At 53.8% G+C, this 12,245-nt stretch carries 12 protein-coding genes; all 12 read left to right on the forward strand.

Annotated elements, in window-relative coordinates; translation table 11 throughout:
- The 12 genes from ABD997_RS05990 to ABD997_RS06045 all read left to right on the forward strand — a co-directional run bounded on the left by ABD997_RS05990 (position 1) and on the right by ABD997_RS06045 (position 12,236).
- A complete protein-coding gene (locus ABD997_RS05990) occupies positions 1–1,557 on the forward strand; it encodes a dihydrolipoyllysine-residue acetyltransferase (protein ID WP_345316102.1) in 1,557 nt (518 codons plus the stop codon).
- A 215-nt stretch (positions 1,558–1,772) separates the two neighbouring features.
- Positions 1,773–3,185 (forward strand): L,D-transpeptidase family protein, encoded by a 1,413-nt coding sequence (locus ABD997_RS05995; protein ID WP_345316103.1) that lies wholly within the window; start codon positions 1,773–1,775, stop codon positions 3,183–3,185.
- A gap of 572 nt (positions 3,186–3,757) precedes the next feature.
- Positions 3,758–3,949: a Flp family type IVb pilin gene (locus tag ABD997_RS06000; protein WP_345316104.1), complete on the forward strand. Its 192-nt coding sequence runs from the start codon at positions 3,758–3,760 to the stop codon at positions 3,947–3,949.
- A 108-nt stretch (positions 3,950–4,057) separates the two neighbouring features.
- Positions 4,058–4,591 carry an A24 family peptidase gene (locus tag ABD997_RS06005; protein ID WP_345316105.1) on the forward strand — a complete coding sequence of 178 codons (534 nt, stop codon included), beginning with the start codon at positions 4,058–4,060 and terminating at the stop codon, positions 4,589–4,591.
- Positions 4,592–4,603: 12 nt separating this feature from the next.
- Complete coding sequence (locus ABD997_RS06010; protein ID WP_345316106.1) at positions 4,604–5,926, forward strand: AAA family ATPase; 1,323 nt, start codon at positions 4,604–4,606, stop codon at positions 5,924–5,926.
- A 64-nt stretch (positions 5,927–5,990) separates the two neighbouring features.
- Positions 5,991–6,866, forward strand: a complete 876-nt coding sequence (cpaB, locus tag ABD997_RS06015; RefSeq protein WP_345316107.1) for a Flp pilus assembly protein CpaB — start codon at positions 5,991–5,993, stop codon at positions 6,864–6,866.
- Positions 6,863–8,332, forward strand: coding sequence for a type II and III secretion system protein family protein (locus ABD997_RS06020; RefSeq protein ID WP_345316108.1), 1,470 nt, complete (start codon positions 6,863–6,865; stop codon positions 8,330–8,332). Before cpaB ends, ABD997_RS06020 begins: the two co-directional genes overlap by 4 nt.
- A gap of 11 nt (positions 8,333–8,343) precedes the next feature.
- The gene (locus ABD997_RS06025) at positions 8,344–8,628 is read left to right on the forward strand and encodes a hypothetical protein (protein WP_345316109.1); all 285 of its coding nucleotides are present in this window, start codon (positions 8,344–8,346) and stop codon (positions 8,626–8,628) included.
- A 70-nt stretch (positions 8,629–8,698) separates the two neighbouring features.
- A complete protein-coding gene (locus ABD997_RS06030; RefSeq protein ID WP_345316110.1) occupies positions 8,699–10,006 on the forward strand; it encodes a pilus assembly protein TadG-related protein in 1,308 nt (435 codons plus the stop codon).
- Positions 10,007–10,020: 14 nt separating this feature from the next.
- Positions 10,021–10,479: a TadE/TadG family type IV pilus assembly protein gene (locus ABD997_RS06035; RefSeq protein ID WP_345316111.1), complete on the forward strand. Its 459-nt coding sequence runs from the start codon at positions 10,021–10,023 to the stop codon at positions 10,477–10,479.
- Entirely contained in the window at positions 10,476–10,967 is a 492-nt protein-coding gene (locus tag ABD997_RS06040) for a TadE family protein (RefSeq protein WP_345316112.1), read from the forward strand. The genes ABD997_RS06035 and ABD997_RS06040 overlap by 4 nt, the downstream gene beginning before the upstream one ends.
- Positions 10,968–10,982: 15 nt before the next feature.
- Complete coding sequence (locus tag ABD997_RS06045; RefSeq protein ID WP_345316113.1) at positions 10,983–12,236, forward strand: CpaE/TadZ family protein; 1,254 nt, start codon at positions 10,983–10,985, stop codon at positions 12,234–12,236.
- Positions 12,237–12,245: the final 9 nt, after the last annotated feature.

Here is a 12,245-nt window from a genome sequence, read left to right on the forward strand (position 1 = left end):
ATGATTAAGGAGTTTATCCTGCCGGACATTGGCGAAGGGGTAGTGGAGTGTGAGCTGATCAACTGGCTGGTCCAGGAGGGAGACCGGATCAGCGAGGACCAGCCCGTGGTCGAGGTGATGACCGACAAGGCGATGGTGGAGATCCCGGCGCCCTACGACGGGGTGGTGACCAAGTTGCATTACCGCACCGGTGAGATTGCCAAGGTGCATGAGCCGCTGTTCCAGGTTGAGGTGGAGGGGGCGGAGCCCGCTGCTTCCGAGGCGGTTGCCTCGGCTTCCACCGTGAGTGCGCCGCCGGCACCTGAGCGCGGCACTGAATCCAAGCAAACAGCGATCCGCGAGTTTATCCTGCCGGATATTGGCGAGGGGATTGTCGAGTGCGAGCTGATCGACTGGTTGGTTGCCGAAGGAGATCATGTCGAAGAGGACCAGCCGGTTTGTGACGTGATGACCGATAAGGCGTCGGTGCAGATCCCGGCTAAGGAAGCGGGGGTGATCACCAAGCTGCACTACCGCAAGGGTCAGGTCGCAAAGGTGCACGAGCCCCTGTTTGCGATGGAGGTGGTAGTTTCTCCCTCCGAAGTTGACGCGCCCCAGTCCGCCTCCGCTCAACGTGCGGAGGCCGCGACGCCCGCCAATCGCGAGACCGAGTCGACAACGCCGGTTTCCAGCGGCAAGGCCCTGGCCAGCCCGGCCGTGCGCCGTCTGGCGCGGGAGCACGAGCTGGATCTTGGCCTGGTTCCTGGCAGCGGTAAGAACGGTCGCGTCTTCAAGGAGGATGTGCATCGCTACCTGGCCGCCAAAGAGCAGGCGCCGAGCGCGCCTTCACCGGAGACGGTTGTATCAAGCGTCAAAGACCGGGTGGAGCCGATCCGCGGCGTCCGTGCGGCCATGGCGCGCCAGATGACCGCCTCGGTACAGAGCATTCCCCACTTTACCTACTGCGAGGAGCTGGACCTGACGGAATTGGTCGCCCTGCGGCAACGGTTCAAGGCGCAGTTGGCGGACAGCGAGGTGAAGATCACCCTGATGCCGTTCTTTATCAAGGCACTGTCTCTCGCACTGGCGGAGTTTCCGGTCGTGAACAGCCGGGTGAATGATGACTGTACCGAGCTGACCTACCTGAATGACCATAACATCGGCATGGCGGTTGATGGCAAGCTGGGCTTGCTGGTACCTAACATCAAGCGAGTCCAGGACTGCTCCCTGCTGGACGTGGCGGCGGAGGTGACCCGCCTGACCGAGGCGGCCCGCTCTGGTCGCGTCTCTCCGAACGATCTCGCCGGCGGCACCATCTCCATCTCCAACATTGGTGCCCTGGGTGGCACCGTGGCTACTCCTATCATCAACAAGCCGGAAGTGGCCATCGTGGCCCTGGGCAAGTTGCAGGAGCTGCCGCGTTTCAATGACAAGGGCGAGGTGGAGAAGCGGGTGATCATGCAGGTCAGCTGGAGTGGGGATCACCGTGTTATCGACGGTGGCACCATCGCCCGGTTCTGCAACCTGTGGAAACGTTACCTGGAGTCACCGGAGCAGATGCTGCTGTCGATGAAGTAGACGGAATTCCTTTGAGCTGAAAGAGTGATTCCAAAAGGGGCTTTGCCAAACCGGCGAAGCCCCTTTTTTGCATGTCGGTTGGATAGGTTCCATCTCATTGATCTACTGCGCCTATACTCCACGGGGAGTGATTGAATTGCGGAGTCGACATGCACCTTGGGGTTACTTTTGTACCGGCGGAAAATCGATATCGACATAGCTTGGGTTCGCTTTGGATGCTCGCAGCGCTTTTGGTGATGGCGCAAGTTTGCTTTATCCCGTTAGCGTGGGGGGGCGAGACTGAGCCTTCATCAACTTTGGACTGGTTCTCGCCGCAAAATGCGCAGGCGACCCGGCAGTGGAGCGAGTTACTCCGAGATCTCGGCCTTTCCCCAGAGAATGCAGCCCAAGTATCCCGTGAAGCGCGCAGCGAAGCATTGACCCAGGCAACGCTGGTCCTGATGCATTACCAGGCTCAACTTCAAGGTAAACCGCTATCAAACCCCGGCAAGCGTCTGGCTTCGGCAGTGGAACAGGGCGCGTTAGCGGCGTTCTTGGCGTTGATAACACCACAATACCAGGGATTTAAGCGGCTTCGCACAGTCCTGGCGCAGGAACTGGCCCGGACTCAACTGCCCGTCCCTGAACTCACCCCAATGGAGGGGTTAGGCCTGGGGCAAAGCCATCCAGAACTGTCGGCACTGCGACAGGTACTGGCCCAGCGCCTGGGCCAGACGTTGCCAGCGGTGCTTGTCGATCGGGATGTTTGGGACCCGCCCTTTATCCACCTGCTTCGGGATTACCAGCGACAATCGGGCTTAACAGTGACGGGCACCCTGACCCCTGAGACCCAGCGGCATCTGAGGGTAGACCCTAAGCGTCGCATCGATACCATCCGATTTTCGTTGCTGCAGTGGTTCCAGCTACCGCCGGCGATGGATGGCCTGGCGATCCTGGTGAACATCCCCCACTACCAGCTGGTCGCCCTGGATCAGGAGCGGGTCGCCTTGGTTACGTCTGTTGTTGTGGGGGCACCCGGCTCGCCAACGCCACGAATGAACAGCCGTTTCTCCAGCATCACCTTCAATCCCGACTGGACACCGCCTCAGAGCATCCTTCGTGATGAGTTGCTGCCGCAGTGGCGGGCAGACCAGGGTTCCCTGGCGGCGCAGGGCTTTGTCTGGGAAACGGCGCAGGGCAGTCAACTGAGTTGGGATGGGGTGACAGAGCACAATATCGGGGACTATTTGCGCCAGTATCGACTAAAGCAGGTGGCGGGGAGAGGCAACCCCCTTGGGCGTATGAGGCTCAACCTGAAAAACAGTCAGGCCATCTACCTGCATGATACCAACCGACCGGATCTCTTTGGGCGCACTAAAAGGGATCTCAGCCACGGCTGTGTGCGGATCAACAATATCGACGCACTCTTTGCGGTGCTCAAAGAGCAGGAGAGTTCCAGGGATGCCCAGCGGTTGCTGCGGGCATTGAACGCAACGCAGACGCAGACCCAACGCCTGAATGCGGATGTCGATGTCTTCCTTGTCTATATGCCTGCCTGGGTCGGGGCGGATAACACCCTGCAGCTTCGTCCTGACATCTATGGACTGGTCCAGCCGGAGCTTGCGGCGATCACCAAGACACTGCTGTGACGGTGGATAACCCTAAGTTGCCGCTCCGATTCACTCCAATGCTCTCTATCTACCAACAGGGGCGCGTAACTGAATTCAGAGAAAGCTCTTAGCAACACTTTCCGCTGCTTTCGGTCCGAAAGGTTGCGCTGTATTTTGCCAGATATTGAATGGCTTGCACTGACACCTAGGCACGGGTGACGCGACGCCAGTTTGCAGTTAGCAAAGCACTTTTTGATTGAAGAAATCCCAAGATGGTGGAGCGCGTCAGGGTGGTGTCAGATCGCTTCGGCAACACGGGAAGATGGCCCACACAATCGTCGATAAAGTTGGTGTCAATCAAATGGCACTTAACTATCAGTAAGTTAGAGAGTTTAATCACAGCCCCAGTGCTGTTGCGGTCAACGGGCTTGTTGGCGTAAGTCGACAATTTGACACAAAAGATAAATCGGAGGCTTGTGCAGACTGCGCGAGCTTGGTCTAACGTTAACGATGTGTGGAGAGAAAGGAACAGCTCCAGTCAACTAAGCACGGATGCCCAGACGGTTACACAGGTGAATTGTCACTTATCTCAGCCACGGTGGAGGTGGAGTATGTTTAAGCAAGCAATGATCGAATTTTGGCAAGATGAGTCGGGCCTGACCGCGGTGGAATACGCTATTGCGGGTGGGCTGGTGGTAGGCGGTATGGTGGGTGCGTTTGTAACATTGGGCACAAACGCCACAGCCCGGATTACTGAGCTCGGTAATGCAACAGCCACTCCAATTCCGGATCCGACTCTGTAAGACTGGTATTTGTCGTTTATATGATGGCCCCTCGGGGCCATCAATTTCAAATCGACAAGTAGCGTACTTTGTCACCAATTAAGTATCTACGGCTAAGGTCACAATTGGATGGAACCTCTTACTCTATCTGAGATGTTGTTGCAATGGCTAATTCCGCTTGGATTCGCTCTTGCTGTCATCTTCGATCTCACCACAAACAAGATTCCCAACTGGTTCTGTTGTGCGTTGCTGGTGAGCGGAGTCGTGCTCAATGTTGTTATTTCCGGCTGGTCCGGAATGGGGTTTGCTACCGGAGGGTCTCTCGTAGCTCTTTTGACGGTGCCACTTTATGCCAAAAAGTACATCGCGGCGGGGGATGTGAAATTCATGCTCGGTATGGGCGCTCTAATGGGGCCAACGTTGACACTTTGGGTTCTACTTATCGGTATTGCTTGCGGAGCTCTAATTGCTCCTTTGCTGGCAGTCACTCAAGTGGGCTGGCAGGGTTTGGCCATGACCTTTAAGCGTTATTACCAGTGCGCCATCACCCGAACCTATTTTAAACCTGAGCCAGGTGAGGTGGCGGCCCTACGCGTCCCCTACGCGCCAGCACTAGCTGCAGGCTGGCTATTAACCCTCTGGCTGCCATTGCCTGGCTTATAAGGAGTGACATCGATGCTACTCCAATCTCCCTTCAAAAAAGTCTTGCCGGCAGAGCCTCAGGAAGCGGCGTCACATTTGGCAAACAGCCCGGTGACGATTGAGGACACTGGGCTTGAGTCCGGCTTATTACTCAACCTGTTGCTTAAGCATCTCTATGATGGCGATGCGTTGACGCTTCATCAACTCAGTCAGCGCATTGGTCTTCGGGGCTCCATCATTCAGGCTCTGCTGAGCGAAGGTAAAGAAACAGGGCTGGTTGAGAATCGCCAGGCGAGCAGTGCCGGGCAACAGAGATTTAGCCTCAGCGGTGAGGGGAGGCGTCAGGCCCAGACATTGTTGTCCCAAAGCGGTTACCTGGGGCCGGCTCCCGTTCCCTTGCACCAATACCGAGAGGTTTGCTGTCAGCAATCCAGTCGTAACCACCAGGTCACGAAGAGCAATTTTGCTGCTGCAATGGAAGGTGTCGTGGTACCCGAAGGGTTATTGGAGCAGTTGGGGCCGGCGCTTAACTCGAAACGTCCACTCTTGATCTACGGTCTAGCCGGAACCGGCAAGTCATTCCTGTGTCGGCAATTGAACCGTATTTTCCAGGATGAGGTACTGATTCCTCACGCCATCGCGGTGGGTCATCACATTATCCAGGTTTACGACCCTCATTATCATCAAACTGTTGAAAACGCATTGACTCAAGAGGTGTCCGATGCTCTTTTGGCGCAAAGCACGGATGCACGCTGGTACCGATGCCGTCGCCCTCTATTGATGATTGGTGGCGAATTGACGCTCTCCATGCTTGACGTCAGCTTCGACACTAAAAGTCGCACCTATCGGTCGCCGATAGGACTCACGGCGAACAACGGGATTTTACTAATCGATGATCTCGGGCGCCAAACCATCTCGCCCAAGGCCATATTCAATCGCTGGATTCTTCCTTTGGAGGAGGGCCGAGACTTTCTTTCTCTTCCCAGCGGGGAACATTTTGAAGTGCCGTTCGAACAGTTACTGTTGTTTTCAACCAATTTGGCACCTAACGAGTTAGTTGACGAGGCATTCCTGCGTCGCCTGGGTTACAAGGTCAACTTTGGTCCATTGGAGCCAGAAAGTTATCTGAAAATATGGCAGCAAAACTGCGATGCCTTTGAATTGAACGAGGAGCCGGGATTGCGTGACTGGATGTTGGCCCAGTTATATCCCGAGACCGGAAAGCCATTACTGCCTTGCCATCCTCGAGATCTGCTTTCTATCGTCCATGATCAGGTGAAATTTAATGGATTGCCGCCAGTAATTACACGGCAGTTATTGAAGCAAGCTTGGGATCTTTATTTCGTTAAGGGGTGAATTCTTCGCCCGTTATTTTTAACCAGGAGGCCAGCAGTACCGGCTCAGTGGAAGGAGTTGAGTTATGCGCTCATTGGTTTTCATTTTAATCTCCATCGGTTTCGGTATCGGTGCTGTCTTGTTGGCCCAAAACTGGCTTAAACAGGGTCAGCCTGTGGCCGGTGATGATGAAAGATTACCCGTCGTTTCCATGGCAATCAGCGTGCCCTCTGGCACCATCCTTCAAGAAAAACACCTCGTTTTAAGGTCGTTACCTAAGGAGTTGGTGCCGGATAGTGCGCTAACCGATCTTCAGCAAGCAGCAGGCATGGTGGCCAAGTTTCCTTTGATCGAAGGCGATTTTGTCAGCCGACAGAAATTGGCGACCAAGGGTGAAGGCAGTGTATTGGCCAGCTTGATTGCACCCAATATGCGGGCCGTTTCTATCAGGGTGGATGATGTCGTAGGTGTCGCCGGTTTTCTGCTTCCTGGGAACCGTGTGGATGTCTTAGTCACACTCGCTAACCGTCGTAATACCAGCAACAACTTTGCAGCCAATACGGAAGTGGTTCTAAGTAATCTTAAGGTGCTGGCGGTGGACCAAAAAGCAAACCAGGACAGTAACCAACCGGTACTGGTGCGTGCCGTGACACTGGAAGTGACGCTTGAGCAGGCGGAAATACTCATGAGTGCGCGCAGTCGCGGAAACATTCAGTTGGCGCTGCGCAACCCGAACGACAACCTGGAGGTTGAGGTCGCTTCCGAGGCTGCTGAAGAACAATCCGTCGTCGCCGATCTAGAGCCCGATGCCACAGAAGTGAGCGCCCCCGCTCGGCCGGTCAAGAGTTACCATCGCAAACGCTTCGAGGTGATTAAGGGGATACAGCAGCAAACTATTACCGTGGGGCAGGAGCAGATTGCTGCGCCGACGACCACAACCATGGCTAAGAAGGATGGATGATGATGAAACATTGGCTCATGCAATACATGGATAATGCGTCGAAGCAGATCCAAACTGGCTTGTTGACCCTGCTGCTCATCGCCTTCTTTGGATTCTCTGGCGGTTTACAGGCAGGCGGAGCGGCCGGGGTGGTGCCTTACAGCTTCCCGGTACCCATTCACAAATCGAAAACCATGTCGTTAGCCAATGCCGCAGAGCGCGTTTCTGTTGGTAACCCGGCGATCGCAGATATTTTGTTGATCAACCCCAAAGAGCTTTACATCCTGGGCCGGCAGCTGGGTAGCACCAACATCATGATTTGGGATGACAAGGATCGCTTGGTCGATATTGTCGATATTGAAATAACCCATGATCTCAATGGCTTGAAAGAGAAACTGCATCGCTTTTTGCCTGACGAGCCGATCGAGGTTCACAGCTCTCAGGGACAGCTGGTGATAGGCGGGCAGGTTTCCAACCTCAGCCGGATGAATATGGCGTTGGATCTGGCGCGGGGCTACGCCGTCGCCGCTGATAACTCTGACAATACCAGCACAGTATTGAACCTAATGACTGTGGGTGGGGGGCACCAGGTAATGCTGGAAGTGACGGTCACCGAAGTTCAGCGGGAATTGGCGCGAACCTTGGACTCCGATTTTGCCCTGGTCTTTGAGGGGTCAGACTTTATCGGTGGTTTGCTGGGAGGAGACGGTCTGCTCAGCAATAAAGGGTTCTTCGGGAGCTACGTAAGTGGTGATGTGCTGTTTGATTTCGCCATCGACATGGCGAAACAACAAGGTTTAGCAAGGGTGTTGGCAGAACCTAACTTAACCACCATGAGTGGCCAGATGGCGGAGTTTCTCTCCGGCGGCGAATTCCCGGTGCCTGTGCCTGACGATGATGGCGTCACCATCGAGTACAAAGAGTTCGGCGTTGGCGTCAAATTTGTCCCGACAGTGCTCGATTCAGGCAGGATCAACCTGAACCTCAACGTTTTGGTCAGCGAGCTGAGTAACGCCAACGCCGTTGGCATCATTCCCGAGGGTTCGACCTCAGCTCTGGTTACCCCTTCGATTACCAAGCGCAGTGCGAACTCCACCATTGAACTGGGTGATGGGCAGACAATCGCCATTGCGGGGTTGCTCAGCAGTACGGTCAGGGAAAGCATGGATGAACTGCCCGGCTTGGGGGAGATCCCGGTTTTAGGGCAGCTCTTTTCCAGCCAAGAGTATCGCAATGGAGAAACGGAGCTGGTCATTTTGGTTACGCCCCGGTTGGTACGCCCCATTGACCGTGAAAAGTTGGTTCTTCCTACCGACGGCTTTGTCGACCCGACAGGTGTGGGGTTCTATTTGATGGGCAGGCTATCCAAGCGTGATAGCGACGTTCAACCCGATACCAATCCAAATATGTCCAGTCCCTCTGCGGAAACTACTTTAACACCGACTGACGGTGGTGGAACGCAGAATAAGTACGGCCACTCTTTGTAGAGGACAACGTGATGAAAATGCGACTTGTACTTGGCTTCGCTCTGGTATTTCTCTCTGGATGCCACACCAACAACGTGATGAAGCAGTTTGCGCTAGGGGGAAGCACTTCGGAACTCAAAAAAATGGAAATCCTGGACCCAGACGCGTCCCGTCGTGATGAAGGAAGACTGAATGACCTAGATGGCGAGTATGGCTCGGCAGTCATGGAGAATTATCGTAAATCCGCTTACGAACCCAAGTCAGCACGTGGGAGCCTGGATGGGTTTTCCATGGGGCAGGGAAGCGGTGGTAACTAGTCAGAGGCAAATGACTATGTCTAAGTCCAGAAATAAGATGGCGTTATATCCGCGACAGCGTGGAGCGATCGTGATTATGATCACCGTTGCCATGTTTGCCATTCTCGCTATGGGGGCTCTGGCACTGGATGGTGGTCATTTGCTGTTGAACAAAGCTCGTCTGCAAAATGCGGTTGATGCGGCTGCGCTATCGGGTGCCGTCACCCTCGAAAGGGGATATGACCATGCATTGGCGCGCGAAGAGGGGCTTGCAACCTTTGCCAGCGCGTTAGCTGCACAGGACTTTTCTGAACTCAACGCGGAAATTAACACGTCTTCTCTGAACTACGCAGCGGAAGCCGTCAGTCCGCAGATCACCATGGAGTTCTCCCATCGACCGGATCCTTTTATCCCTGTACTCGATGACACTGCACAATATGTACGTGTGACGGTCCGTGATGTCTCCTTGAGTAATTTTTTCGCACAAGTAATGGGGTTTGATAAGCGAGTCAGTGCGTCGGCGGTGGCTGGCCCAAGTACTTCGACCCCCCAGTGCAGCACTGACCTGCTTCCCATGATGGTGTGCGCAGACAGCTTGAGTGAGGAGAACTTTGGGTATCCGCTCAATAAAATGATGGCGATGAAAATTTCGTCTGATCAGAACTCACCCATTGGTCCGGGTAATTTCCAGCTTATTCGGCTTGGGGATAACACCGGTGCGGCGGATATTCGTGATGCGATGGCCGGTGAATCTGCCAATGATGAGTACTGTTTTGGTTATGACGGACTTAATGCCACCGAACAGGTTGAAACCGAACCGGGAAACACGGTTGGTCCCGTGGCTCAGGGTCTAAATACTCGGATGGGTGTATGGAATGGGCCCGTAAACCCGACTGATCACCCTCAGGACTGGGACACTTGCGTTGGTGCGCCGCTGGATGTGGACGGTGAAGGCAATATCACAGACGAAGAGGGCAACCCTATCGCCATTCCCGATGGTGTAACCGATTATTACGCTTATATGGGGGATTATTACCACCATGGATTCTATAACAGCGTTGAGGGACATCGGTGTGACCAAGTTACGGATGGGAGTGTCTCTTTTGTAGAGAATTCTGTTTCGACATCGCCTGGTATGGAGAAACGAAGAGAGTTTTCAATCGTGGTGGCAGATTGCGGTACCGGTAACAACAATGGCCAAAACAGCTTGCCCTTTGTTGGTTTCGCCTGTTTTTACCTGATGCAGGAGGTGCTTCAGAAAGGTAACGATGCTTTCGTTATCGGAGAGTTTCTCGGAGACTGCACGAATGACGCCGGAGGGGTGTCAGAGACGCCTAACAGCACCAATGGTCCCTACCGAATTGTTCTCTTCCACGATCCGGTCAGTGAGGACTCGTAACCATGAGATTCCATATGCAGCATATCAATCGAAGTAACCTAAGAAAGCAGCGAGGCGTCGCGGCTATCGAGGCGACGATTGTGCTGCCCATCCTTTTTCTCATGTTTTACGCGGTTGGGGAGTTCGGCCGGCTGCTCTACCAGTACAACCAACTTAATGGTCTAGCCCGAAACGCTGCACGTCACTTGGTGAGTTACACCTCTACCAACTCCACGGGGATCGTGGGGGTTTCCACTTTAGTGGAAAGCCAGGTGCGAAATATGGCTGTAACAGGTCAACTCAGTGGTGGCACGCCCTTATTAACGGGGTTGTCGACAGATAATGTGACTCTGGATGTTAGTCAGAGCTTGGCCATTTTATCCGTTACTTATGATTGGACACCGATGTTTGGTGAAAGCATTCCGGGCTTTTTTGGTGATGCCGTCGATTTGAGCTGGGATATTACCGCGACTGTTAGCATGAGGCCGCTATGAAGCGATATCAGAACGGCGTGTATGTGGTGGAGTTTGCCATTGTGGCGACCGTAGTGTTCGTTATGCTCTTTGCTTGTCTAGAAGTCGCCCGTTTGATGTACAGCTACAACGCATTAACAGAGGCATCGCGAAGAGCAGCACGTCTCGCAGCCGTCTGCGCGCCAATTGGTGTTCCGCCCCAGGCATCGTCCGAGTTGATCAATCTCGCGCTGTTCAATGGACGGCAACTGGTTGGTGGCTTAAGTAGCGATAACTTGACCATCGATTACCTGACAGAAACGGGTGGAAGTGCTGATTCTCTCCCGAGGATCCGTCAAGTTCGTGCGACCATCTCAAATTACCAACATCAGTTGATCATTCCGGGCTTGTTTATTCAGATCAATTCACCTGCATTTATAACCGTAATGCCTGCGGAGAGCCTGGGTCAGACACGTTTCGCGGACGCCAATACGGCACAGACCATCAATGGTGTGACCTATTGCAGTTAGCACAGGAGGCGAAGAATGAATGCACCTAAGAGTTTCTGTACCCCGTTGGCCACTCTCCCCCAAGAGGTGGATAATGTGGAGCAGATAGAGCGTGTCACTCGCGGAAAAAGTTTACCGGTTCTGCTTCCAACACTTTTGATCAGCACCGCCCAGGATGAAGGCAAAATTTTAGCGGATATGTTGGTGTCCGTGCCTAACGTGAAGTTAACCCATGTGAGTACGAATCAGACCAATGCCAACTATTTTCAGGCACATCGTCTGTTGGTTTTGCAATTGCCAAAGGATCATGGATTAGCTCTGAATATGCTGGACACCTACTCAGGAAAGTGTGAATTCATGCTTGTCGTGGGGGAACACGCTTCACCTGAATTGATGAGGGAGGCGATGAAAGCCGGTGCCCGAGATTTTCTGCCGTTACAGGGCGCTCGGGAGGAGCTCATCCATGCGTTGTTTGATGTTGCTGAAGACCTTGCTCAAGCGACGGCACTGGCACCAACCTTCGTCGTACTGAACAGTAAAGGTGGCTGCGGGGCCAGTTTCCTGAGCGCGGCTTTGGCCGATCAGTTTGCCTGTAGGGATAAGAAACTTAAGGTGGCGCTGGTTGATGGTGACCAGGTTCAGGCGGGTCAGTCTCACTTATTAAATATTGAACCAGATTACTTCCTTCATCATGCATTGGGGCAAGCGGAGGAGCTCGATGAGTCTGCTCTGGTGGGGATGATGAGTCATTTGGACAATCTGCACCTTCTTTCGGCATCCCCCTTCAGCCAACAAGAGTTGAATTCAAGCCACTATCTTCAGTTGCCTCAACTGATGTTCAAGCTACGAAGCAGCTATCAGGCGGTTGTGGTGGATCTCTCCCGAGGTCCGGAAAAGTGGGCGGTACCCGTTTTAATGGAAGCCAGTGCGATTTTACTCGTAATTCAGGACAGCCTGGCGTCACTGCGCAGTGCAACTGCGACGGTAAATCACCTTGTTACTCAACTCGGCATCAGTAAGTCGCGTATTCACTTGGTCTATAACCGATATACTCCAAAGAAAAGTATGGTTTCACTTTCTGATGCAAAAAAAACGTCGGGAGTGCGGGACATATTTACAGTAAGAAACGACTTCAAGCGTGTGAATGCCTGCCTGGATGAAGGGCGCCGACTGTCCTGTTTTGCCGCAAAAGAGCCGGTCACTAAAGACGTAGCAGCAATTTGTCGAAAACTTATTCCCCTGGACCAAGATGGCGAGCAGTCAGGGTTTTGGGCCAAACTCTGGCGCTAATACAGCGAG

The organism is Ferrimonas gelatinilytica (assembly GCF_039544205.1).
Classification (GTDB): Bacteria; Pseudomonadota; Gammaproteobacteria; order Enterobacterales; family Shewanellaceae; genus Ferrimonas; species Ferrimonas gelatinilytica.

What these genes read in the sequence shown, in the direction of transcription:
- ABD997_RS06010 (WP_345316106.1), top strand. Translation starts at nt 4,604, where the DNA reads ATGCTACTCCAATCTCCCTTCAAAAAAGTCTTGCCGGCAGAGCCTCAG.
- ABD997_RS06035 (WP_345316111.1), top strand. Translation starts at nt 10,021, where the DNA reads ATGCAGCATATCAATCGAAGTAACCTAAGAAAGCAGCGAGGCGTCGCG.
- ABD997_RS06045 (WP_345316113.1), top strand. Translation starts at nt 10,983, where the DNA reads ATGAATGCACCTAAGAGTTTCTGTACCCCGTTGGCCACTCTCCCCCAA.
- ABD997_RS06040 (WP_345316112.1), top strand. Translation starts at nt 10,476, where the DNA reads ATGAAGCGATATCAGAACGGCGTGTATGTGGTGGAGTTTGCCATTGTG.
- ABD997_RS06020 (WP_345316108.1), top strand. Translation starts at nt 6,863, where the DNA reads ATGATGATGAAACATTGGCTCATGCAATACATGGATAATGCGTCGAAG.
- ABD997_RS06025 (WP_345316109.1), top strand. Translation starts at nt 8,344, where the DNA reads ATGAAAATGCGACTTGTACTTGGCTTCGCTCTGGTATTTCTCTCTGGA.
- cpaB (WP_345316107.1), top strand. Translation starts at nt 5,991, where the DNA reads ATGCGCTCATTGGTTTTCATTTTAATCTCCATCGGTTTCGGTATCGGT.
- ABD997_RS05995 (WP_345316103.1), top strand. Translation starts at nt 1,773, where the DNA reads ATGCTCGCAGCGCTTTTGGTGATGGCGCAAGTTTGCTTTATCCCGTTA.
- ABD997_RS05990 (WP_345316102.1), top strand. Translation starts at nt 1, where the DNA reads ATGATTAAGGAGTTTATCCTGCCGGACATTGGCGAAGGGGTAGTGGAG.
- ABD997_RS06000 (WP_345316104.1), top strand. Translation starts at nt 3,758, where the DNA reads ATGTTTAAGCAAGCAATGATCGAATTTTGGCAAGATGAGTCGGGCCTG.
- ABD997_RS06005 (WP_345316105.1), top strand. Translation starts at nt 4,058, where the DNA reads ATGGAACCTCTTACTCTATCTGAGATGTTGTTGCAATGGCTAATTCCG.